This is a genomic window from Prosthecochloris marina (assembly GCF_003182595.1).
GTDB classification, from domain to species: Bacteria; Bacteroidota; Chlorobiia; order Chlorobiales; family Chlorobiaceae; genus Prosthecochloris; species Prosthecochloris marina.
Genome location: NZ_PDNZ01000005.1, coordinates 191,487 through 214,672, shown reverse-complemented (window position 1 = coordinate 214,672; position 23,186 = coordinate 191,487). Strand labels below are relative to the sequence as shown.

The window sequence follows — 23,186 nt, the reverse complement described above, 5'->3', positions numbered from 1 at the left end:
GGATTTTTTTAATTACCTTCCTTTGCTATACTGATGTATAAGAGGAAAAAGATCTCTTTTGAAACAAAGCCCAGACAATCGCCCCCATTTCAATGCCGCTGCTGAAACATGGGATGCAAACCCACGGAGGGTAAACCTCGCCCGGCAAGTAGCGCAATCGATGAAAAAACAGCTCCCTTTTCAGACAGACTGGAATGCTTTGGAAATAGGATGTGGAACCGGGCTCCTGACCTGCCCTGTTTCTTCCATGATAGCATCTTTGACCGCCCTCGACACGTCGGAAAAGATGATCGATGAACTGAACAAAAAAATCTGCAAGCAACGGACGTCCAATATACAACCGGTCGTTTCCGATATCTTTTCCTTTCCTCACATACCTGAACAGACAAAAAAGTATCACCTCATTTTCAGCAGTATGACTTTTCATCATATCGAAAACGTCGATGGGGCACTACAAAAACTTTTTTCACTACTGCTTCCGGGTGGTTATCTGGCAATTGCCGATCTTGATGAAGAAGACGGCTACTTTCACAACGACAGCAATGAAAAGGTCCATCATGGGTTCAGAAGAAATCTGTTTCAAAAACAGTTGTTACAGCAAGGATTTACAGACATTTCTTTTTCAACTGCGGCAAAACTGACAAAAACCAACCGTGCAAACATCGAAAAAACGTATACCGTTTTTCTGGCCACTGCACGAAAGAGCACAGAGCAATGAACTTCAAAGCAGTTATTTTCGACCTCGACGGCACACTTCTCGACTCACTTAAGGACCTGGCAGACACGCTTAACTACGTTCTTGGCGACAACGGTTATCCAACACACGACATAGACCAGTTCCGCTACCTTGTCGGGTACGGCATGAACGAACTGGTCCGAAGAGCGCTTCCACCCGATCTGCAAAATCAGCGGGAACTTCTCGAAAGACTCATGCAGGAAATGCTGGCACGTTATGCAGTAACCTGGAAAAACAATACCCGGCCGTATCCCGGTATTGACGAGTTACTTGACTGGCTGGATACCACTTCGATAAAAAAGGGGGTGCTCTCCAACAAATCGGACAAATTCACGAAGCTATGTGTCGAAACCCTGCTCTCCCGGTGGAAATTCGATTGCGTCACAGGGCACCACCCAGGAATCAACCACAAACCGGACCCGCAAGGAGCTCTTTTGATGGCGAAGGAAATGAAAATCGACCCGGCAGAGATTCTTTATGTAGGAGACAGTAACGTAGACATGCTGACGGCGAATGCAGCCGGAATGCTTCCTTTGGGGGTACTCTGGGGCTTCAGAACAAAAGAAGAATTACTCGAAAGCGGTGCAAAATTGTTAGTCGAAAAACCTCAGGCAATAATCAGCATACTTTCTGCAAACAATACGCAAAGTATTACACCCTAAAAACTCAGTGAGAAGTGCACAAGCTCGACCGGGCGCTCGTTCAAGGACTCCAAACCGCCCTTTTTTCGTCTGGCTTCCTCTTCATTGATCATTTTTCCTACGGCGAGCCCAACAGCTGTACCTATTGCAGCCCCGATTATGGTATCGGAAAGCCAATGTTTGTCGTCATATATCCGGTCCAGCACAGTAATACCCGACAAAGCATAAAGACCGGTGGTTGCCCAAGGCCTATCGATTCTTCTGCTCAATGCTGATGAGATTGCAAATGCAGCAGTTGTATGACCCGAAGGAAAAGACCATCTGCTGTTTTCTTTTTCAAACCAGTTGAACTGTTTGTTTCCTTCAAAAAGATACGGTCTCGATCGACCTGTAACCGCTTTAAGAATACCCGTAATAAGGAGAGAAAATGTATGAGCTTCAAGTACGGCCCGCCCTGTGTAGCGAACCCATTCATCTTCACTGACAATACCGGCAACATAGAGAGTCGATCCCAGATAGTAACCTGTAGATAATTTCCCATAGTAATCACCGACAGAAACCAAATCATCCATAAAGCCAGAACGATTGTCGAGCATATACTCCCGAACAGGATCATCGACCCACAGCACGGCTGCAGTCGCTGTACCTGCAACCGCAAAAACCGTCATCCAGTCACTGCCATCAAAATGTGCAGGGGAAGAAAAGATACTCCTGAAATCATGAGCGAAACGAGCTACATCATCTTCCAGGATATCACCTGTCGAACGGTTTCCAGCTTCTGCTGACGGTATCCCATGAAAAAACAATGAACACAGCAAAAAAAACATTACCGTAAGACACCTGAAAAGCTTAGACAAATTGTCCATAACATTCATTACAGTCCTTATAACAAAAAATCCCTTTGATTTTATGCAAAAGGAGTTCCTAAATTATTATACAGGTACTTCTTTAAACTGCCATGATCGAATACACTTTCAGGATGGGGTGGAGGCTGTTGCATAGAGAACAAAGAAACCAGGTTCCTGAGAAAAAGGGCAAGAATTTCGATTCCATCAGGTCAGTACAAAAAAAGGAATCATGTTGCTGAACCCAAAGTTCATAGAGAAAAAACACACCATACTGTCAACAGTACTGTTAATATAGCGTAATGACTGTCAATAACACACTCCTTGAAAAAGTATCAGCCTATGTTTCACAGCGTTTCGCAGAAAGTGGGAAGCATAACACAGGCGTTTATCACGATCTGACACATACTAAAGAAACCGTTGCTTTCGGACGGGAAATTGCGGAAGGTACAGGCCTGTCCGAACAATCCGTGCTTCTTGTCTTGCTTGCATGTTGGTTTCATGATATCGGCTACATAGACTCCCCGATCGAACACGAAGAAAAAAGTGCAGAAATTGCCGAACGGTTTCTTGTCGAGGAAGGTATTGACAAAGAAACGATAGAGATCATCAAAGGTTGCATTCATGCGACAAAAATCCCACAATCTCCCCGGAACCAGCTTCAGCAGATTGTATGTGATGCCGACCTATCAAATTTGGGTTCGGATAACTATAAGAAGAAAAGCGAGCTTTTGAGAATTGAACTCGAAAACAACAGAGGCTTGCCCTTTTCAGATAGCGAATGGCTTCAGCTCAGTATCGATTTTTTTCTCCAACACAGCTTTTTCACCGCATTGGCTCAAGAAAAATTCAATGGCAAAAAAGAGGAAAACCTTGTTTTGCTGAAACATGAGCTACAGAAAGAACAACTCCGAAAGCAGCAAAGAAAAGAAACGAAAAAAAAGAACAAGGAAAATGCAACCAAAAACCGGGGTGTCGAGCGAAACATGGAGGTGTATTACCGAACATCTTCCAGAAATCATGTGAGCTTCAGCGCTATCGTGGATCAGAAAGCAAACATTATGATTCAGACAAACTCGCTCATTTTTTCCATTATCATTTCACTTCTTGTTCGAAAACTCGATCAACTTCCCGACCTTATCATACCGACGTTTCTGATGCTTTTCACCTGCGTTGCAACAATTATCACATCCGTGCTCGCCACACGCCCGAAAGTAACACGCCATGAAACAACCATAGAAGATATCAAGAACAGAAAAGCGAACCTGTTGTTCTTCGGATCATTCGTCAATCTCGACATCGATCAATACGAATGGGGAGTCAAAGAGATGCTGAAGGATAAACCGTACTATATTGCCAACATGATACGAGATACCTATTATCTTGGGAAGGTCCTCGATAAAAAATACAAGTATCTCAAACTATCCTATGAAATTTTCATGGTTGGCCTGATTATTTCGATCAGCCTTTATGCTTACGCATTCACCAACTGAACGCACGCGAAACAGCGTTTATCATCGGTTGTACACAACGATACAAACAAATGGCGCACGACATGAAGCACCCATAAACGTATGCTGCAACGGTTCATTCCATCTCGCTGATGGTATAGAGCGCAACTTGTGACATTCTGCCCTTAAGAGAAATGATTCCTTTAAAACGTGTAGCAAATTTTTTCAACTGCTTTGCAGGAAAAAGAAAAAGCAGCTCTTCCGACAAGAGAATCTGCTCACCCATTTCAACGCACTCCTCCTGAATCCTTGCCGCTGTATTGACCGTATCTCCGTGAAAAACAATTTCCCTCTTTTCCACCCCGACCTCACCAGCCATTACTTTGCCGGCATGTAACCCGGCTTTCAAATGCGGAACATGCTGATAGCGCATCTCATATTCTCCGGCTCGTTTTTCAATACGTTTCAGGATATCAAAAAAGCAGCGAATACAGTTCAGTCGCTTCGTGCCATCCTGAATATTCCAGGTGATAACGACACTGTCACCAACATACTGATAGACTTCACCACCATATGTGGTAATCGGTTCGGCTATATCATTAAAAACATCATAAAGAAGGTTGTGATAACGTTCATGTCCCATGCTTTCAGCAAGAGCAGTTGAACTGTACAAATCAAGAAACATGAAAACCCTTTCCTCCTCATGAGGGGTATGATATCTTCCCACGACAACATTCCAGAAATTTTTTTCCCCAACCCTCTGAACAACAAGCCGGAAAGAGTTGATCACAATACCGACTATAGTCAGGAACAAAACCAGGACAAAAAACTCCCCGAAAAAAAACGTTCTGAGATATCTTTCAGAAGAAAAAACACCTGCGTTACCCGGTAATCGGTATTCATCCCAAACCACGAAAAACAGCAGCACCATCAAAGCGATGATGACATAGAATACTGTCCTGACAAAAAGCGTCAGAAGAAAATTGAGGTTACTGGTGATCCTCGAAAGAAAAAAAACATCCGATACAGCAACAGCTGCCCCAATAACAAATCCAACAGTGGTAAAAAAGACGAAAACAAAGGAATAATTTGGGTATACAAACTCTTCGTAGGTACAGCTCAAGGCTTTAAAAAAAGCCAGATAAATATAGAGCGCCATCATGAAACCGAAGATAATCCGCCCTATACTCTTCAAATTTCGGGATATCTTCAGAGGAGTTCGCATAATAAAAAAGTCGCGTAGTTGGCCAACTCGAGTACAGAGCCCAAAACAAACGTCCCCCCTGAGGAATTCCTCAGGAGGGAATACGAATCAAAAAAACAAATTAGAACTATAACAAACCAATTGCCAGGAGAATTACTCAGAAACTGAATCCGGTTCTAACGTATATGCCAATATCATCGGTTAGCCTTGCACTGTCAACACCTCTGCCAACGGCAATGCTCAAGGCATAGCGCGGTTCGATGAAACCGAACCAAAGTCCTCCACCATACCCTGTATGCCATCTGTCGGAATCTTCGCCATCGTAAAAAACCCGGCCCGTTTCGATAAATGCGAGAGGGCCGAACATAACGGGGACAAAAAACTTGAACGTAGCAAGGTAGAACCTGAACTCAGAATTGGCATAGAGAGACGCATCCCCTGCAAAACGTTGTTTGTCATAGCCACGAATCGATTCCGAACCTCCGATATACGCAGCCTCATAGAACGGAAAATCTCCCCAGATCTTCTCTCCGCCCGCCCGCAAAACAAGCCTTGAATAAGGCAATGAAGGCAAGGGGAGATAAGCGGTCCCTTCAGCCTTGACTTTCCAAAATGAGTTACTGTTTCCAAAAAGCTCCGGATAGTACGCACCTTCAATGTCCAGCACCATACCACTCAAAGCTGCCGTAGCACAAAAGGTCCTTCCACGAGCAAGCCGCCCTAGCTGATTTGTGGGTGAAAGCATGATTCCCTTACCGCAGTCACGGTTATCATAGCGAAACCCAGCAATAATACTGCCGACAAAATCTTCATCGATACCATAAGGAGCCATGGTTTCCAGCTGTGAACCGGGTTCAACCTCGAGATCGACGAATTTTGCTTCCAAACCGGTCCTGAACTGAAAATCGGAGTTGGCCGGAAACTGCAGTGTCGGGCGTATCCAGGTCAATTGCTGCTTTATCTCGAAATCATCTTCGTCGTACAGAGATGTATCAAAAGACGATTCGTTTCCGAAACCATAAAAATTGATAACGTCAAGCTCGGTTGTTCCAATTTCGAGAAGCAACTCCGTACCGTCAATAAACGAACGAAAATCACCTCTGTATTCAAGCTTGTAACGAAACTCGGAGCCGGGATCATATGCAATACCACCGCTCAGTTCCATATTGTAATTATAAGGGTCCTTGCGAAAGCCATAATCCTCGAGAACAACCCCCCATCCAAGAAAAGCACCATATTCCGGAGCGTAATCCAATCTGAGATTTGCAATAGATGCATCCAGTTCACGACCATAATCTCTGGCTTTGAAACCATACTTCGCGCGCTCATCGATCGGGTCCTCGATCCTGCTGTTGTCAACAACCGTATATTTACCTTCGCCGAAGTCAGTTTCCGATCCCCGGTCATAAAGATAGTTCCCGGCCCTTGTGCTGAAACCGCCGGCTGAAGCTGTCACCCTGTCAATGATTTTGTCTTTTCCTTTTCCACCTATAATCCGAACATCTATATCCTCCGCGAGGATACCGTCGATAACAGCATAATCGTTTCCACCTTCCAGATATAATCTTATTTCAGCAGTGTGCCGCGGATCGAATACTCTTGCATAAAAAGGAACAGCATCCCGCGATGCCAAATCATCCTGCATTCTGTAAATCTTCACGGCGACAGTACCGTCACCGTTACGTTCTATCTTCGCAAATTCCGGTTTGTCGCTGGCATAAATATCAACATCTTCAGCATAAATTCGGTACAACTCATCCGAGGCCTCGACCAGAAGATCACGCCTCGTTTTAAGATCATGCAGAATCTTCTCTCCCTCTTCTGCATACATGGCAGGCGGCATCTGACGCACAGCGTCGTTTATAAGCTCATCCGTTAAAAGAGTCTGCAATTCGTTTGTCACCTCTTTCCACCGAACCCTGGACAAACCGGGAAAAATGCGACGATCGAGAGGGCGACCTGACCAGGAAAGAAAGTAAACCTCATCGAGGTCATCACCGAACCCTTCTATGTGTGGAATAACCTGGGTTACTACCCAGGAAAACACACCATCTTGACGTGAAAAGGCATTATCGCGGTCTTTAGGTACAGGGCGCCAAACAACTTCTCCTTTTTCCCTGAAACCCGCCCATCGCCACTGACCGGCATGCCTGTCCCAGTCACCGATAAAAAGATCGATAAGACGGGCTCTGAGGTAGGCCTCTGCATCCACCCTGTTCCGGTTATCCTTCTGGAGCGCCTCGAACATGGTATCGGTCTTGACAACCTTGTCCGCTCCTGCAAACGCATTTACCGGCCCGTCATTTTCATCGGGATGCTCTTCAATCGTACCGAGAAGACCTGCAAACTCTTCGTAATACTTCCCGAGATGCTCACGGTCATAAGGCATAACGACAAACCTGGCAGGCGCATGCAGAACTCCGGCCGCATCGAGTAAAGGCGAAATAACAGCAACGCTTGCTGGGTTTGAAGAGCTCACCTGATCCTGAACAACAGCTGAAACCACAGTGCCGCGCAACTTTTCAGGCATCCCTCTTGTCGGATCCTTGTCAACAGTCCTGAAACGATATTGTTTTCCATCAGAACCCCGGAAACGGAGACTGATTGTCTGAAAGCCACCTCCTTTTTTGTAAGGTTTCAGTCCCCCGGCAAAGCTTTGTAAATCAAGAACATCAACATCCATCGGAGATGTCCAGAGCGAACGCCAGTGATCACCAAAAAGCATACGATGTAAGGAGCTTGCCCTGTAGTGTTCTCCTGGAACAACCTGTACTCTTTTTTGGTCGCCGATAATAGACTTGGGAATCTTTTGAGGTTGGGCAATGCCAATCGAAAATGAGCATAATGAGGTCGAGGCAATAACCAACCCCGTTACGATATATTTTTTCAAAAAAAATCTCATAACGTTCCCGATATTGAAAGTCTTTCCCTGACCTGCCAAAAATCATGAAATGAATATAAGAGCAACAAATATACAGGTTTCGTGACAAAAAACCTTTCAAAGCAACTTACTGCAAAGATGAGCGCTGTTTTCGTATCGAATACTTAAGCAAAGTTGCATTTCCTCCAACCCCTTCATTACTGATCAGCATCTCATTATCGGCAGTAAAAGCGAGTCCTTCCGGTTGAGCGTGATCTTTTGACGGAAGACGGGCAACATCGATAATCTTCCCTTGGGGATCAATTTCTACAAGAAGCTTTCCTCTTGCCGCCAGGACAAAAAATGTCCCTGACTGAGGATGACGTTCTATAGCCGAAGGTTTGAATTTTTTCTTCGCACTCTTTTTTTTCAAAAACTTGCTGTCAATAAGAAACCTCGGGGTTTTGTCAAGTGACATGCTTTCCAGTGAAAATGAATAAACCGGCTTCTGCTTAAGTTTTGATTTTTCTTTGTCAAGGACCAACTGCTGCAATGAAAACTCTTTCGGGTATTCTTTACAGGCAAGCAACAATGCATCTGACTCCGGATCATAGCAAAGTCCTTCGACGTCGTAGAGATCGTTCAGAAATGTTTCATGCCTGACAGCCTCCACCTTTTCTCCATCATTTCCCTCTCGAAACTCGTAAATCACCCCGGCACTGGAAACCATATAAAACCGTTTGCCCAAAACTGCAATGTCCTCAAAGTCTTCCATGACAAGCTCCCGGCCAAACCAGCGTTTCTCAAAGATTGAAAAACGCTTGATAATTTTACCACTTTTCATGTCAAGCTGATAAACCGTCCCTTTTTCATCATCATGAGCAAACAATCGATTATCATCCGTCACGGCAATTCCTGAAATTTCTTTCAGTACGGGAGCGAGTTTCAGATGATTTTCCGGACTACCGAGATCATACCTCGAAAGCATGGACTCCTCTGCAAACAAAGAGTCATAAAAAAACACAGAAAAGGAAATGCATAAAAACAAAAAGAACTGCAAGCGCTTCATGTATGGTATATATATCATAGTTAGCAGACAAGTCAAGCAATCAGTCTGCGGAATTAAGTGTTTAATTTAGCGAATGATATTTTCGATAGAGCATCTTTTCTCTTCAGTCACTTTCCGGCTTGACCTTTAAAACAGTTACTTTGATTTTATAGAACGAAACCTGGGGGCTCTTGCGAATATCATAGTAAAATCACGCCAACAGATGCAAACGGGAAAAAACATAATCAAGGTGATCTTCATTCAACACAATCCTGTAATAACTTGTTCCATCAAGTCGTATCGGACGGCTGTCACGATCACTTAAAAATTTCCGGCTCTGTTTACCGTTATACCAGTAAACAAGGCGTATCTTTTCGTGGTCTATCTCCAGTGCGGTGATTCCCCTCTTGCCAATAGCGCACCCTGAATTAAAAACACTGGGTATAGTCAGGTTATTGTATACCCCGCTACGCAAACCGATTTTTTTCCCCTGCTCGTAACAGGCAGCGAGCTCTTCCTTGAGAGTCGATATTTTATCTTGTATTATCTCCCTTTCTTGCTTTTGTGCTGCAGGAAACGCACGGCAAAGCTCTTCAATCCGATAGTTGAGATAATCAACCTTGGAAAGCGATTCAAAAAGAGGGCGATGTGTATGACCGATAACCGAAACAATTTTCGCGTTATTGGAAAAATCATAGATCGATTTTTCAATTGCGAAACGGCGACGGCTATTATAAGCAATTGAAAAATTCCTGATACCGAACGGTTTTGCTACGTAGCGTAAAAACCAGACTATCGAACGGCTGACAACCGGATATGTCTCCCAGAGGAAAACCGATGCTTGGTGACCGTGAAAAACCAGAATGTTCTCTTGACGATAGGACAGTTTCAGTGATTCCAGCAGAAAAGGCGCCAACAGGTAATCTTTTTCATCCTGAAGCGAAGCATCGTGGTTCCCAATGGTTCTTAAAAAAAAGCCTGTTTCGTTAAAACGAAGAAAAAGTTGATAAATATGCCGCCATTGAGCAACGATATCATCGAGAGGAAACTTAAAAAGTTCTTCAATATCACCATTGAGAATAAGGCTGTACTTTTCCGGAAGGTAATACTTGCTCATAACAGCATCGACAAGAGCAGCATTGTGCCTGAACTCGTCACGTCTCCCCCCGTTGCCCATATGCAAATCGCTCAGGATCAGAATCCTCGATTCCCCGTCAAGATCGATATTTTTTGACCTTTCCAGCAGACGTTCGAGATGCGGATGCTTGTCATTGTTGTTAAGCAGCTTCATACCCTGCCCGCCCCGCCTGAAAACGGCAGATCATTTGATTTTTCCGCCTCTGTAAAGAAAAAGAGATACTCTGTCATTGTTTCTTATTGCCTCCTTGACCGCCTCGATGTTTTTTTCACATCTCAGCAGCGTTTTCCAGGAAAGCAAATGTCGTTCTTCGTGAAAATCTGAATTAGCGATATAATTAAACTTTTTCAAACCAACAACATTAAAGAGATCATCACGGTTCGCAACCTCCCAGGCATCGAACATTGTCGCAAGCCTTTCGTGGTTTTTCCAAAGATGTACCGAAGGATCTTCACCCGAATGATTTCTCACGTAGGGATGACACGCAACGGAAATACCCTGCTGCGCTCTTGTTTTCTCAATGATGGTATCGACATCGAGATCCGGAGATATATAGTCCTTGACATCGAGCGCAAGAATGTGATAACGGGATGTATTGTTTGTTATTTCAATCCCCGGAATCAACAGCATGGCATACTTCTCCCAGGCCCTCCTGGCCGCCGCCCATAAGGCCTGCTGATAACCGGAAAAACCCTCTCTACTGACAGCACGGAGTTCGGCCTCTCTTTTTCCGCTTTTTATGATACTTTTGCTGTCGAGCACATGGTCTGTAATCGCGATAACGTCAAATCCAGCCGTCCCATATAACTCGACGACCCTGTCGAGGGAACATTGGCCGTCACTCCACGTTGTGTGAATATGAAAATCACAGTAAAGCCATTGCATTGCATTCCCTCTGCACGTTATTAACCAATAAAAGCCTCACTTGTCAAGCAAAAATGTAAGGAATAAACTTCTGCATGATAACGGCAACCTTGTGAACTTCCTGAAAACTGTCTTCATGAAAAACGCTTGCGGTCTTTCGAGCGTTCTTCTGAAATATCATGGTTCATTGGAACAGCTCAATGATACTCTTTTTTCCCTCAACGCTGTCAACACCGATGTTTACCCCTATTGTGTCGCCCGGCTCATCACTACCGCCACTCTTTTCTGTACTGTCTGCGGTAATACTTGTGCCACGAGCCGTCTCTTGTCCATGGGGCATTTTCTTTGAAGGAGCAAAAATGTTTTCAATAAATGAAGGTAACGTACCTTCTTCTTTTTCCGGCGTGTCGGCTGTATCTTTCCGAGCCCCCTTCCTGTTGAAAAGAATGTCGCCTGCTGTTTTTTCCAGAATATCCGCAACATTCCCGCTGTCTCCAACAGCGATATCTCCCTCCTGCTCTGGCAGAAACCTGCCACGAAGCTCATCAGCGATTGTCTGCCGCATACGCTCCTTCAAACGCGCTGCAATACGTTTGGACGTTTTTCCCAGATCAAGCTCTATTTCAGGCTCTTTAACCGACCCCTTCAACACAGCATCGACAACGACCGTATCCGGAAGGGAGATTTCCATACTTTCCGACGGAAGTTTCTCAAGCAAACCGGCGATGGTTTTCGATCCTGCTTTTCCAATATATTTCCTGGGAATTTCAAGCCCTATTTTCCAGTCAAGACTTTTATCAAAGCCGGTAACGCCTGAAGCGTGTAACCTGATATCATTGACCCTGAAAGAAAATGGCGCTGTCTCTACAAACCCTTTGTCGATGGCAAAATCAACCGCAGTCTCCGGAATTCTAAGGGTATCGAGAGCATCGACGTCAAGAAGCAGTGCCAGTTTACGGATCGGTGGAAAATCTTCGACAAGCAATCCCTTCGTTTCCACCCTGCCCTTGCCTGAAATCGATTCAGGAACAGGCTTCAGATCATCATCCAAATGCGAACGCATTGTGAGCTTGGCCGAGACATCACCTTTCGCATATTCGGCCACAGGAGCCACCTTTTCGAGTAATTCCAGTGATTCATAGGAACGCACGATATTCATTTCGGTCGCACTAATGCTGAAATCCGTGTCCGTTTTTCCCCCTTTCGTATTGTAAAACCCATTGATAGAAACCTTTCCCCCAAGAGTCTCTGCATTGATGTCGTTGAAATCAAGCTTTTCTTCCTCGAGAACGATTGATCCATTTACACCCTCGAACAGCATGTCATCGAACCTTACACGGTCAAAAGTTCCATTGATTTTCATGGATAAATTGTCAGGAAGCATTACAGCCATTTTCTCTTCTTGCAGATTGCGAAACTCATCGAGCTGCACAAAAGTTGAACGAACATCTGCAGTTCCCGTTAGTTTTCCTTTTTTCATGATATATGCGATATAATTCTCCAGCCTGCCATTTGCGGCAAAGTCACTTTTCCCGGTTTTCATGCGCAGCTCGACAAGGTCCAGATAACCGGGCGAAAGGTTGAGTTGTGCCGATGATATCGCAACATCAGGAGTAAACTTTTCGGATGCGATGGTAATGCCTTTTGCTGTAACCGATCCATAAGCTTCAGCCGCTCCTGATCCCGAAACGCCTGCATTAAAAGCTGAAAGCCTCCCTTTAACAACGATATCTGATCGTATATCGCCGGTAAGGTCCATATCTTTGATCCGAAAAATCCGTTGAACATCGGCAAGATCGATCGAACCATCGATAGCCATATCGAAAAAAGGGTCGGAAAATGGTGTACTCACACCGAGCGTCATGATAACAGGCCGACCGTTTACTTTCAGGTTGAACTCAGGAACAAAGAGAACAGTTTTATCAGCACTGCCGCCCGGGTTTTCTATACCTCCCTTGAAATCAACCTCTTCGACCCTTATCGGAACGTCTTTATAGCCGAAATTGCCATTGCTTACCTCCAAATCCAGCCTGAAGGCAGGCAGCTGATTATCTTTATAAAGCCCCTTCACATGACCTGACAGAGAAATAACACCTTCGGCATCAATTTTTTCATAGTTACGCTCATAAACCACCGGCACGAGAGAAAGAAACTCTTTCAGAGTCGCTTTTTCGGCTTTGAAATCAAGATCTGTGTCGATAGCGTTTTCGAACAGAGAAACCGCCCCGCTGAACATAAGACCGAGATCATTGAGCACCAAACGGTTATCTTTGAGTATGAACTTTTTCTTTTCAAGATCAGCAACAATTTCCGCACCGAACGAAGCTTTGACATCCTGTAACCGAGATACACCTCCGACAGCCACACTAAGACTCTTTACAGTATTGTTTGTTACCAATGTCGATAAACCGCTGCTTAACCGCCCTTTCATTTCATGATTCAAACCATCGACAAGCACACTGTTTCCATTGGCTCCGTCATAGAATGCTATGATTCCGTCTTTTATCTTGAAATCGCGTAAAGAAAAAGCGAAATCGGCTGTATTCTGAGCATCTTGTCGTGCAGCAGCTTGTGAAAAAATATCCCAATTGTTGTTGCCGGCACCATCCATCTCGACAGTTATCTTTGGCCTTTCAATTCTCAGTGAATGAACCTTGAGTTCTCCTGAAAAAACCGACAATGGATCGAAAGCAACGGAAAAGCGGTCTGCTGTCCCCAACGTATCACTGCTTTCAGCACTCTTCGTCGTAACCTGCAGATCATGAAAAGTGATGCTTACTCCAGGAAAAGCCCTGAAAAGAGATATATCCGCTCCCCGGTAATCGACCTTTGCTTCTAAAAAGTTGTTCAGGACCTCTTTGGTGAAATCGCTCAGACGAGGTTTCAGAACCTGAAGAAAAACGGAAATTAACCCTGCAAACAAAACCAGCAATACCAGAAAAAACTTGAGAAACTTCCTCATCTTGGTAAGATTAAACGGGTTGCAGCTTTTATTTCAAAAAAAGTAAATTTAAGGTTACAATCTTTTCTGACGGCAAACAATCCTGGTCGAAAACAGAAAAAATCAAAAAACCCAAGCTACCATTGATCAGTCCTGAACGCTTTTTCAAAATCAAAAAGCTCCTTTCTCTAAGACAGCCTGACCTGACGGTCCTTATGGATAATGTGAACAAACCTCACAACTTATCTGCAATTATAAGAAGCTGTGATGCTGTTGGCATCGAAACCATACACGCAGTGTCAAACAGCGATGTCATACAAAACCGTCAGAAAGCGGCAAGAGGCTCAAATAAGTGGGTGAACCTTGTTTTGCATGAAAATATAGAGACCGCCTATCAAACCCTTAGAAGTCAAAAGATGCAAATCCTTGTTGCTCATTATAATGAGGAAGCGGTCAATTTCAGAGCTATCGACTTCGCAAAACCGACTGCGATTGTCATGGGAGCGGAACTCTTCGGACCTTCTGAAAGTGCAACATCGCAGGCTGACCATTTCATTTATGTTCCCATGCAAGGCATGGTTGAATCACTCAATGTCTCTGTAGCTGCTGCTGTCATCCTCTTCGAGGCTCAGCGCCAGAGAGTTCAAGCCGGATTTTACAGCAATCCAAGACTTCCAGTTGAATATATGAAAAAGCGTCTCTTTGAACTTTCCTACCCTGCTATCAGTAAAAAAATGGCCCGGTTGGGCCGTCCTTATCCTGAACTCGACAGCGACGGGAAGATCATTCAGACCTGACCTTTTCCGAAGACAGTTAACCGAAGTGTAACAATCGCGCCTCGCAAGCAAAGGGAAATCTTTGTATATAAAAGAAAAAGAGTTCGTTTACCCGCCCGGCAACTTTTTCCACTGTGCTTATGTCGCAGCATGAAGTAAAACCCTACCGTATAGTCATAGAATGGACAAACAGCCAAGATTTTTTCTTTTCATGTGACTATAAAGTTACTCACGATAGCACAAACGAAACAGAAGTAAAACCCCTGTACACCCACTGGTTCCCGCACGTTACAAGAGCAATGGGAAACGTTCTGAAAAAGCTGAGAAGGGAACATATCACCTTTCCCCTTTTTCTTATTTCTCTTGCATTTGAGCACCGCCATCTTCTTCGAGAAATCGATGAGCTGCTTCGGGCACTGCATGCTCATCTCGGCAATCAACAAGGTCCGGGGAGTTATCGCTGTTTTATCTGCGGCGAGAGAAAACAAACGGTTACGGAATGCTGAAATGGACCGTATCTCAGAGTAAAGCTTGTTTCCGGTCCCTGTTTGTAATATTTTTTCGAAGTTTGCCGATACAATCGATCCCGAACTCAGATTATATGGTTTCCCTCATCCTCTTGTAACGAACGCGATGCAACTGATAGCCACGCTGCTTTTCTCCATACTCATCAGCCTTGCTGTATCAGGATGCAGCAACAAGGAAAACAGTTACCTCTCTCTTTCCCTCACCCCTGTCGGTCATGTTGAAAAAAGCGCCGGTCTTGAAATCTCCGGCCTGGCAAAAAGTCCGAATCAGAAGGAGGTATACTGGGCAGTAAATGATTCCGGAAACCCGGCGGCAATTGTGCCGATCAACGCCCAGGGCAAGGTAGTTTCCGCATCGGGTCAAAGTATCCCGATCCCTGGTGCTCGAAACAGAGACTGGGAAGCCTTGGCGATAGACCATTCGGGAAAACTTTATATCTGCGATGTAGGCAATAACTACAGCCGAAGAAAAGAGCTGCAAATTTATACGATACCTGAACCACATCTCACCAGCAGTGTCTCAGAAAAAGCAGAACTGATTCGTGTACGCTATCCCGATCAGGAGCACTCTTCTCCCGACAGACTGATCTATGATTGCGAAGCCGCTTTCATCTTTAAAAAGAAACTCCACTTGCTTACCAAAAGGCTGTTTGATGCCTCAACGACCCTCTACCGCCTTGACAGGAAAGAAAAAAATACAGTGAATGACCTGACTCTTGTAACCTCTTTCCCAATAGAGGGCTATGTTACGGCTGCCGATATATCGGATGATGAACAAATCCTGGCTGTGCTCACCTACAAATCACTTTGGATTTTTTACGATTTTCCGGATGATGATTTTTTTTCAGGCAGAAAACTAAAAGTGGAGCTGAAAGGTGCAGGACAGATAGAATCTATTGTTTTCACCGACAATGAAAACTTACTTCTGGTCAATGAAACAAAAAATCAACTGTTTACAATCACATTGAATATCAAATAAGCATCCCTTCAGTATGTTATCCTGATATCCTGATTCGCAGCCCTGCGCCCTAATGCCCTGTTCCCGCCATGATACCTGCAATCACTTCAGCGCCTTTTTCAAGAACCTCAATGTCTTCATGCAATGCATCAAGAAGTTCTTCTACCCGCCTGTGATCATCAGGAACCAAACCAGAAAAAGAATTTTCATCTGACTGTATCTTATCAATGAGTTTCTGTAATACATCAAGCTTACTATGAATCTCCTCTATTTTTTCAATAGGCAACATGGTTATCTCCGGTTATTTGCAATTATGAAAAAACCTTTTACAACCATGAGGCAAATATCATACCAAACCTTCCACCTATATATTCAGCCCGTTATTGTTGCTTTGAAGCATAAAGAAATGAAGTCAAGCGCCCCATAACAACACAACTGTTCCATAACCGCACACACCCAAATGAGACAGTAAAAAGCCTACCTTCTGTACCATAAGCAGCCATAACAGACTTTCACCAGGTTTGCTTCACTCTAACCTGTATGATATATTTCACATAGCAACGAAAATCATGTTTATTCTCCCCCCAATGAATACAAAAAGAGAAAAAAACAATGTCTTGATTGCTGACGACAGCGCGGTAATGCGAACGCTGATCAGTCATGTCATCACCAAGCTCGGCTATAACGCTCTTACAGCCAATGATGGAGATGCCTGTATTCACACCCTGAATTCAGAAAAAGTCGATCTTTTACTCCTTGATTTGAGCATGCCCGGTAAGAACGGAATGGAGGTGCTCTCATACCTTAAAGCAAACGACATGGTTCTGCCTGTTATTATGATAACTGCTGACGATGACATCAGTCAGGCGGTTCAGTGCATTAAAATGGGAGCTTATGAATATCTCACCAAACCGGTAAAAAACGATCGACTTGAAATAACGGTCAGTAACGCCCTTTCCGAATCAAGCCTGAAAAAAAAGGTCCAGCTTCTGGAAAAAGAGCTGAAACAGCAAAACATTTTCAGACGTATTTATGGAGAAAGCCCCGCCTTGAAAAGATGCATCGAACAGGCAATGCAGGTGATGGAAACCGAGGTTAACGTCTTGGTAATCGGGGAGAGCGGAACGGGAAAAGAACTCTTTGCCCAAGCCATTCATAGCGGAAGCAAAAGGAAAAACGGCCCTTTTGTAACCATAAACTGTGCTGCGATCTCCAATGAGCTTGCCGATAGCCTGCTTTTCGGACATGTCAAGGGCTCTTTTACAGGCGCAAACAGCGACCATACAGGATTCTTCGAACAGGCAGATGGAGGTACAATTCTTCTCGACGAAATCGGTGATATGAGCCTTGACATCCAGGCCAAAGTTCTTCGGGTACTCCAGGAAAGAAAAATCAGAAGGGTTGGGGAAAAAAAAGAAAGAAGCGTCGATTTCCGGCTCATCTCAGCAACGCACAAAGATTTTTCCGATGCCATAAAAAATAAAACCTTCCGTGCCGATCTGTATTACCGGCTTGAAGAGTATCCTCTTCTCATCCCCCCTCTCAGGGAACGCAGAGAAGATATTCCGCTTCTGGCGAATCATTTTCTTGATAGCTTCTGTACAGCAAACAATATTGACCCAATCTCATTCAGCGCCTCTGTCCTCGAAAACCTTTCGATGTATGACTGGCCGGGCAATATTCGCGAACTTCAGAATATCGTTCGGAGAGCAGCCATAAATCGCAGTGGCGATGAAATAACGTCGATCCCTTTTCTCCCTCAAACTCATATGCAAGAAGCAGCTGCTCTATCACCTTCGGATCAATCACATATCGATAAACCTGCTCCCCCCGAGCCGAAAGAACAAAAAGCTCCTGACATCCCCCCGGCAGAAACAACAGCTCCCGAACAGGGCAAAGCACTGTTGCTGAAAAATGCCGAACTTCAGACAATTCTCAAAGCTTACGAGCTGGCAGGCGGGAACCAGACAAGAACCGCTGAAATACTTGGAATAAGCCGTTCCTCCCTGTACCGTAAGTTGAAAAAATTCGGGATAGAGAAAAACCTTTCGTTATCGGTAACGAAAGGTTTATAACACGATTAGAAATTTTTACCGTATTGATTCCAGATACTTTTCGGCATCCAGTGCCGCCATACAGCCACTCCCGGCAGCTGTTATTGCCTGACGATACGTATAATCCTGCACGTCACCACAGGCAAAAACACCTGGAACGTTTGTTTCAGTAGATGTTTTTGCGGTTTCGATATAGCCATACTCGTCAATATCGAGCTGACGCTCGAAAATTTTGGAGTTTGGAGAATGACCTATCGCCACAAAAACTCCATCGCAGGGATGTTCTTTCAACACTCCTGTTTTGAGGTTTTTCAGCCTTATACCGGTAACTTTCTGTCCGTCACCAAGAATCTCATCAACAACCTGGTTCAGTTCCAGACTGATTTTTGGATTCTTTTCTACTCTTAAACTCATGATTCTCGATGCGCGGAACTCCTCTCTTCTGTGGACAACAGTTACCTTTGCGGCAAAACGAGTCAGGAAAAACGCCTCTTCCATCGCAGTGTCCCCGCCTCCGATAACATAAACCTGACTATCTTTGAAGAAAAAACCATCACATGTCGCACATGCAGATACACCTCTTCCCCGATATTTTTCCTCAGAAGGCAATCCCAGCCATTTCGCGTTTGCTCCTGTTGCAATAATCAGCGTCCTGGTAAGAATCTCCCGATCCCCATCTTCAAGATAGATACAGAAAGGACTCCTGGACAAATCAACCTCACTGATGCTGCCTTGAATAAACTCCGCCCCGAATCTTGTTGCCTGCTCACGAAACCGTCCCATCATCTCCGGCCCCCGTATCCCTTCTGGAAACCCAGGGTAATTCTCAATATCAGATGTAATCATAAGCTGTCCACCAGGCTGCCCACCATCGACCACCAAGGGATTGAGATTAGCTCTGCTGGCATATATAGCTGCGGTAAGGCCGGCAGGACCTGTTCCAATAATCACGACGTCTCGAGTTTCTTTCTCCATTTTCCTGCGTAAATTATTTTTTTTGAAACAATATAGAGATTATGAGAGAAAAGCTGCTGACTGCTAATCTTTACAAGAGAACAGCAGTCAGCAGCTTTTTCATGAGTAGCGCCGACGCGATAAAACAGGATCATGCGATCCGGTTTTCAGTACACAATCAGGCAATTTGAGCGTTGATTTTCTCGGCAATCATGTTTTTCGGCATAGCCCCGACCATTTGGTCGACAACTTCACCATTCTTGAAAATCAACATGGTAGGAATGCTTCTGATACCATATTGTGCAGCGGTATTAGGATTTTCGTCAACGTTGAGCTTGGATATAACAGCCTTGCCCTCAAACTCACCTGCAAGTTCTTCGATAACAGGACCGAGCATCTGGCAAGGGCCACACCATGCCGCCCAAAAATCAACAAGGGCTACCTTGTCTGAATCAAGAATCTCGGATTTAAAATTCTGGTCCGTAGCCGTCAGATATTGTCCACTCATTGTATAAACGTTTTAAGGGTGATTATAGAAAAAACTCAGACTTCATAGCAATACAACTAAACAGTGATGAAAGTAATAAAAAATACCTATTAAAGCTACCCGGCAATCTTAACATTATCAGGGCCGAGAATATTTTCAAGCTCACCGAGTGTTTTTTCATCGGCATCAATAGGGCTTCTCCTCGCAAATACACGCAACAGTTCAATATTTTCAGCTGCCTGAACCTTGACTTCGAAATCAACTGCAGTTCCGCCTTTATGCTCCTCCAAAACCTTTTTCACTCTTTCCAGCTTTTCCAGTTCACTTGGATCATCGGCATCGATTTTTAAAATGACTTTATCGATACAGGTTTCGCGTACTTGTTTTATCGGAACAACCTCCCTGACAAGCAGCTTCAGCATGCCTCCACTGACTTCAGCCTCTACAATCAGCATTAAAACCTCCTCGGGTTTGAGAAGATGGCGGTATTGTTCATAAACACTTGCAAAAACGGTAAAATCAGCTTTCCCGGTAAAGTCTTCGATGCTACCGAAAAGCATCTGTTTACCTTTTCTGTCCTGATGATGACGTACCGACACAACGACACCGATAACTTTGTACTGTCTTGCCTGTTGTACACTCCTGGTGTTGAGAGGAAGATTTGCAAAAGCGTCCCAGTCTCGACGATACGGTTCCAGAGGATGACGGCTCAGATAAAAACCGACAAGTTTTTTCTCCGCCTGCAACCGCTCACTTTCCGGCATCGGTTGTGCAGCATCCATGTCAGGGTACAGCGAATCATGAAGCGCCTCGTTGGATTCATCACTGAAAAATCCACACTGGCCAAGCGTCACCGACTTGTTTTGAAGTTGACCGAAGCGGATCGCCTTGTCAATATTGGCAAGCAGTTTCGCCCTATCCTGATCAAGATCATCGAGAGCACCGGCCAAAATGAGGCATTCAAGCGCCTTTCTGTTCATAACACGCAAATCAACCGATGCGGTCAGATCAAAAAGGTTGATAAAGTTTTTTTTCCTTAGCAACCTTGCAGAAACAACCGCTCGAGCGGCATTACCAACTTGCTTTATAGCATTCAAACCGACGCGTATCATCGCCTTTTCATCGGCCACTTCAATGGCAAACAAGGCATCGCTCTTATTCACCGATGGGGGCAACACAGGAATATTGAACCCTTTAGCTTCATCGGTCAGGTGCTTCATTCTTGCTGCATCACCAATTTCACTGTTCAAAATGGCCGTCATGAACTCAGCCGGATAATGCGCCTTCAAATATCCTGTCCAGTAAGCGAGAACACCATAAGCCGCCGAGTGGCTTTTATTGAAACCATATCCGGCAAATTCCGCCATAAGATCAAAAATCCTGTTGGCAAGCTTGTCATGAACGCCCTGTTTAACAGCACCCTCGACAAAGTCCGCCTTGAATTTCTGCATGATCTCCGGCTTCTTTTTACCCATTGCCTTGCGGAGATTATCCGCTTTTGCCAGAGAAAAACCACCCATGACCTGTGAGATCTGCATGACCTGTTCCTGGTACACAATCACCCCATACGTCTCTTTGAGAAAATCCTCAAGCATTGGATGCATGTAGTCTATCGGCTCACGATTATGTTTCCGGTCGACAAACAGATCGACTGCATTTCGCTTCTCATCGATTTTGGCATTGAGAGCCCCCGGCCGATACAGCGCACTCATGGCTATGATATCACCAATCTGCGTCGGCTGAAGTTTTGTCATGTAATTCTGCATACCCTGGGATTCAAACTGGAAAATCCCAGCCATTTTACCTTCCTGAAAAATCCTGAAAGTCTTTCTGTCGTCCATAGGAACCTTTTCCAGATCGACAGAAACGCCATGTCTTTTTCTGATCAGATGAAGTGTTTCATCAATGACTGCAAGGGTTTCAAGTCCTAAATAGTCGATTTTGAGCAGCCCTGCGTTTTCAATCCAGTTTTTGTCAAACTGCGTCACAACCTGTTTATCATCACTACCTGACTTCGCCGCTCCACGCTCAAGCTCGTCCTGTTTCATCTCATCGGCATATTTGCGCTCTTCCGTCTCGATTTTGTTGGAGACATACAGAGGCACCTGCTCGTCAAGTCTGCCGTTGGTAATGACAACCGCACCAGCATGCATCGAAACGTTCCTCGCCCTCCCTTCAAGAGCTTGGGCGTAGTCCATTAAGTTGGCATTTCTTGAAGAACTTTTGACTGAATCTTTGAGCTCACCGACGTCATCGATCGCCTTCTTCAAGGTTATTCCAGGCTTTCCCGGCACAAGTTTGGCTAACCGGTCAACAACGGTAAGCGGTACTTCGAGTACACGTCCGGCATCTCGAATTGCAGCTCTTGCTCCGAGCGTACCGATCGCAACGACTTTTGCGACACTTTCTTCACCATATTTCTCAACGGTATATTCGAGAACCTTTTGCTTGCCGACCGGCGTAAAATCAATATCGATATCCGGCATCGATCCTCTTTCCGGATTGAGAAAACGTTCAAAAAGCAACTTGTAACGTAAAGGGTCGATGCTTGTAATACCCGTCAGATAGGCGACGATGCTTCCGGCTGCAGACCCTCTTCCCGGTCCGACAGAATATCCCATACGGCGTGACGCAGCAATAAGGTCGCTGACTATCAGGAAGTAGGAGCTGAACCCCATACTGGAAATAGTTTCCAGTTCTTTTTCAATCCGCTCGTTGACCATTTTTTCTGAAAGGCCCTGAGATTCAGGATCAGCGTACTTTTCCTTTGCACCTTCATATGTCAAATGTCTCAGATACTGTACCTCATCGTCAAATCCTGCAGGTAGGGGAAAATGAGGAAGCTTCGGCTCTTCTTTTCGAAAGCGATATGTACACTTTTCCGCAATGCTGACCGTATTTGAGAGTTCACCGTGAGCATCATCGAACAGATCGGCCATCTCTTTTGAAGATCTGAAATAGTTTTCATTGCTCGGTAGACACTGGAGCTGATTGCTGGATAACTTTTCCTTGGTTCTAATAGCGACCATAGCCCGGTAACGATCGGCATCTTTTCTTTCGAGATAATGAACATTATTGGTAGCGACCAGCTTTACACCGTTCTCTTCGGCAAGCCGAATCGTATCGGCATTGAGCTTTTCATCGAATGAAGTATGGTGGCGCTGCAACTCGAGGAAAAAATCTTCACCGTATATATCCTTGTAGAAAGTCGTAAACGAAGTTGCCTCTTCGAAGTTACCAGCCAGCAGCGCTCTACCGATACGACCGGCATAGTAGGCAGAGAGGCAAATCAATCCATCACAGGCATCCGCAAGCCAATTACTGTCAACATGTGGCATGCCGTTGATAAAGCCCTCACGAGCTGCTTTCGAGAGTAAAACACAAAGGTTTCTGTAACCTTCCTCATTCTTCACCAGCAATATCAATGAAGGGGAAGAAAAGCTCTTGCCGTTATGATATGCATCTCGCTCGAGAAGATATATTTCGCTCCCTATAATCAGTCTGACACCAGCCTCATCTGCAAGGCTGAAAAGCTCAGGCATATTGAAGGTTGCAGCATAATCGGTGACCGCAACAGTATGCATTGCACTCTTTTGGCAAGCCGCAAAAAGTTCATGCGGGAAAATCGGACTGCTTTGCATGGAAAAATGAGTATGCGTATGCAAATGCACAAAATCCATTTCGGTCATCAGTTTTACACAG

General features: G+C 44.7%; 18 protein-coding genes and 1 pseudogene. 8 read left to right on the top strand and 11 right to left on the bottom strand.

Annotated elements, in window-relative coordinates; all coding sequences use genetic code 11:
- The first annotated feature begins 58 nt into the window (after window positions 1–58).
- Window positions 59–718, top strand: coding sequence for a class I SAM-dependent DNA methyltransferase (locus CR164_RS08700; RefSeq protein WP_110023562.1), 660 nt, complete (start codon window positions 59–61; stop codon window positions 716–718).
- The gene (locus tag CR164_RS08695; protein WP_110023561.1) at window positions 715–1,398 is read left to right on the top strand and encodes an HAD family hydrolase; all 684 of its coding nucleotides are present in this window, start codon (window positions 715–717) and stop codon (window positions 1,396–1,398) included. Before CR164_RS08700 ends, CR164_RS08695 begins: the two co-directional genes overlap by 4 nt.
- Here CR164_RS08695 and CR164_RS08690 read toward each other — a convergent pair.
- Window positions 1,395–2,204, bottom strand: coding sequence for a phosphatase PAP2 family protein (locus CR164_RS08690; RefSeq protein WP_239994514.1), 810 nt, complete (start codon window positions 2,202–2,204; stop codon window positions 1,395–1,397). The two genes, CR164_RS08695 and CR164_RS08690, sit on opposite strands and share 4 nt — an antisense overlap.
- A 320-nt stretch (window positions 2,205–2,524) precedes the next feature.
- Here CR164_RS08690 and CR164_RS08685 point away from each other — a divergent pair, with 320 nt between their 5' ends.
- Window positions 2,525–3,715 (top strand): Pycsar system effector family protein, encoded by a 1,191-nt coding sequence (locus CR164_RS08685; protein ID WP_110023559.1) that lies wholly within the window; start codon window positions 2,525–2,527, stop codon window positions 3,713–3,715.
- Window positions 3,716–3,809: 94 nt separating this feature from the next.
- On the opposite strand, the gene CR164_RS08680 is transcribed toward CR164_RS08685, so the two are convergent.
- The 6 genes from CR164_RS08680 to CR164_RS08655 all read right to left on the bottom strand — a co-directional run bounded on the left by CR164_RS08680 (window position 3,810) and on the right by CR164_RS08655 (window position 13,749).
- Window positions 3,810–4,898 carry an adenylate/guanylate cyclase domain-containing protein gene (locus CR164_RS08680; protein WP_110023557.1) on the bottom strand — a complete coding sequence of 363 codons (1,089 nt, stop codon included), beginning with the start codon at window positions 4,896–4,898 and terminating at the stop codon, window positions 3,810–3,812.
- A 136-nt stretch (window positions 4,899–5,034) separates the two neighbouring features.
- A complete protein-coding gene (locus CR164_RS08675; RefSeq protein ID WP_110023556.1) occupies window positions 5,035–7,779 on the bottom strand; it encodes a BamA/TamA family outer membrane protein in 2,745 nt (914 codons plus the stop codon).
- Between the two features lie 106 nt (window positions 7,780–7,885).
- A complete protein-coding gene (locus tag CR164_RS08670; protein WP_161953507.1) occupies window positions 7,886–8,725 on the bottom strand; it encodes an SdiA-regulated domain-containing protein in 840 nt (279 codons plus the stop codon).
- Window positions 8,726–8,996: 271 nt separating this feature from the next.
- A complete protein-coding gene (locus CR164_RS08665; RefSeq protein ID WP_110023553.1) occupies window positions 8,997–10,076 on the bottom strand; it encodes a metallophosphoesterase in 1,080 nt (359 codons plus the stop codon).
- A gap of 30 nt (window positions 10,077–10,106) precedes the next feature.
- Window positions 10,107–10,808 carry a PHP domain-containing protein gene (locus CR164_RS08660; RefSeq protein ID WP_110023552.1) on the bottom strand — a complete coding sequence of 234 codons (702 nt, stop codon included), beginning with the start codon at window positions 10,806–10,808 and terminating at the stop codon, window positions 10,107–10,109.
- Between the two features lie 163 nt (window positions 10,809–10,971).
- Window positions 10,972–13,749, bottom strand: coding sequence for a DUF748 domain-containing protein (locus tag CR164_RS08655; RefSeq protein ID WP_110023551.1), 2,778 nt, complete (start codon window positions 13,747–13,749; stop codon window positions 10,972–10,974).
- 122 nt (window positions 13,750–13,871) lie between these two features.
- Between CR164_RS08655 and trmH the strand changes: the two genes are divergently transcribed.
- From trmH to CR164_RS08640, 3 genes are all read left to right on the top strand, one after another.
- Window positions 13,872–14,525 (top strand): tRNA (guanosine(18)-2'-O)-methyltransferase TrmH, encoded by a 654-nt coding sequence (gene trmH, locus CR164_RS08650; protein WP_110023549.1) that lies wholly within the window; start codon window positions 13,872–13,874, stop codon window positions 14,523–14,525.
- A 278-nt stretch (window positions 14,526–14,803) separates the two neighbouring features.
- On the top strand, window positions 14,804–15,010 hold the full coding sequence (locus CR164_RS13320) for a hypothetical protein (protein WP_322113774.1): 207 nt from the start codon (window positions 14,804–14,806) through the stop codon (window positions 15,008–15,010).
- A 127-nt stretch (window positions 15,011–15,137) separates the two neighbouring features.
- Entirely contained in the window at window positions 15,138–16,010 is an 873-nt protein-coding gene (locus CR164_RS08640) for an NHL repeat-containing protein (protein WP_146204155.1), read from the top strand.
- A 49-nt stretch (window positions 16,011–16,059) separates the two neighbouring features.
- On the opposite strand, the gene CR164_RS08635 is transcribed toward CR164_RS08640, so the two are convergent.
- A complete protein-coding gene (locus tag CR164_RS08635) occupies window positions 16,060–16,278 on the bottom strand; it encodes a hypothetical protein (RefSeq protein WP_110023546.1) in 219 nt (72 codons plus the stop codon).
- Window positions 16,279–16,558: 280 nt separating this feature from the next.
- On the opposite strand from CR164_RS08635, the pseudogene CR164_RS13360 reads away from it, so the two are divergent.
- Window positions 16,559–16,867 (top strand): annotated as a pseudogene (locus tag CR164_RS13360) (response regulator); the annotation flags it as partial.
- A 204-nt stretch (window positions 16,868–17,071) separates the two neighbouring features.
- Entirely contained in the window at window positions 17,072–18,064 is a 993-nt protein-coding gene (locus CR164_RS08630; RefSeq protein ID WP_416145753.1) for a sigma-54 interaction domain-containing protein, read from the top strand.
- A gap of 15 nt (window positions 18,065–18,079) precedes the next feature.
- On the opposite strand, the gene trxB is transcribed toward CR164_RS08630, so the two are convergent.
- From trxB to CR164_RS08615, 3 genes are all read right to left on the bottom strand, one after another.
- Window positions 18,080–19,018, bottom strand: a complete 939-nt coding sequence (gene trxB / locus CR164_RS08625) for a thioredoxin-disulfide reductase (RefSeq protein WP_110023542.1) — start codon at window positions 19,016–19,018, stop codon at window positions 18,080–18,082.
- Between the two features lie 157 nt (window positions 19,019–19,175).
- Entirely contained in the window at window positions 19,176–19,505 is a 330-nt protein-coding gene (gene trxA / locus CR164_RS08620; protein WP_110023540.1) for a thioredoxin, read from the bottom strand.
- A gap of 95 nt (window positions 19,506–19,600) precedes the next feature.
- On the bottom strand, window positions 19,601–23,164 hold the full coding sequence (locus tag CR164_RS08615) for a DNA polymerase III subunit alpha (RefSeq protein WP_110023626.1): 3,564 nt from the start codon (window positions 23,162–23,164) through the stop codon (window positions 19,601–19,603).
- Window positions 23,165–23,186 lie beyond the last annotated feature (22 nt).

What these genes read in the sequence shown, in the direction of transcription:
- CR164_RS08695 (WP_110023561.1), top strand. Translation starts at nt 715, where the DNA reads ATGAACTTCAAAGCAGTTATTTTCGACCTCGACGGCACACTTCTCGAC.
- CR164_RS08690 (WP_239994514.1), bottom strand. Translation starts at nt 2,204, where the DNA reads ATGTTTTTTTTGCTGTGTTCATTGTTTTTTCATGGGATACCGTCAGCA.
- CR164_RS08685 (WP_110023559.1), top strand. Translation starts at nt 2,525, where the DNA reads ATGACTGTCAATAACACACTCCTTGAAAAAGTATCAGCCTATGTTTCA.
- CR164_RS08680 (WP_110023557.1), bottom strand. Translation starts at nt 4,898, where the DNA reads ATGCGAACTCCTCTGAAGATATCCCGAAATTTGAAGAGTATAGGGCGG.
- CR164_RS08675 (WP_110023556.1), bottom strand. Translation starts at nt 7,779, where the DNA reads ATGAGATTTTTTTTGAAAAAATATATCGTAACGGGGTTGGTTATTGCC.
- CR164_RS08670 (WP_161953507.1), bottom strand. Translation starts at nt 8,725, where the DNA reads ATGCTTTCGAGGTATGATCTCGGTAGTCCGGAAAATCATCTGAAACTC.
- CR164_RS08665 (WP_110023553.1), bottom strand. Translation starts at nt 10,076, where the DNA reads ATGAAGCTGCTTAACAACAATGACAAGCATCCGCATCTCGAACGTCTG.
- CR164_RS08660 (WP_110023552.1), bottom strand. Translation starts at nt 10,808, where the DNA reads ATGCAATGGCTTTACTGTGATTTTCATATTCACACAACGTGGAGTGAC.
- CR164_RS08655 (WP_110023551.1), bottom strand. Translation starts at nt 13,749, where the DNA reads ATGAGGAAGTTTCTCAAGTTTTTTCTGGTATTGCTGGTTTTGTTTGCA.
- CR164_RS13320 (WP_322113774.1), top strand. Translation starts at nt 14,804, where the DNA reads ATGGGAAACGTTCTGAAAAAGCTGAGAAGGGAACATATCACCTTTCCC.
- CR164_RS08640 (WP_146204155.1), top strand. Translation starts at nt 15,138, where the DNA reads ATGCAACTGATAGCCACGCTGCTTTTCTCCATACTCATCAGCCTTGCT.
- CR164_RS08635 (WP_110023546.1), bottom strand. Translation starts at nt 16,278, where the DNA reads ATGTTGCCTATTGAAAAAATAGAGGAGATTCATAGTAAGCTTGATGTA.
- CR164_RS08630 (WP_416145753.1), top strand. Translation starts at nt 17,072, where the DNA reads ATGGAAACCGAGGTTAACGTCTTGGTAATCGGGGAGAGCGGAACGGGA.
- trxB (WP_110023542.1), bottom strand. Translation starts at nt 19,018, where the DNA reads ATGGAGAAAGAAACTCGAGACGTCGTGATTATTGGAACAGGTCCTGCC.
- trxA (WP_110023540.1), bottom strand. Translation starts at nt 19,505, where the DNA reads ATGAGTGGACAATATCTGACGGCTACGGACCAGAATTTTAAATCCGAG.
- CR164_RS08615 (WP_110023626.1), bottom strand. Translation starts at nt 23,164, where the DNA reads ATGGATTTTGTGCATTTGCATACGCATACTCATTTTTCCATGCAAAGC.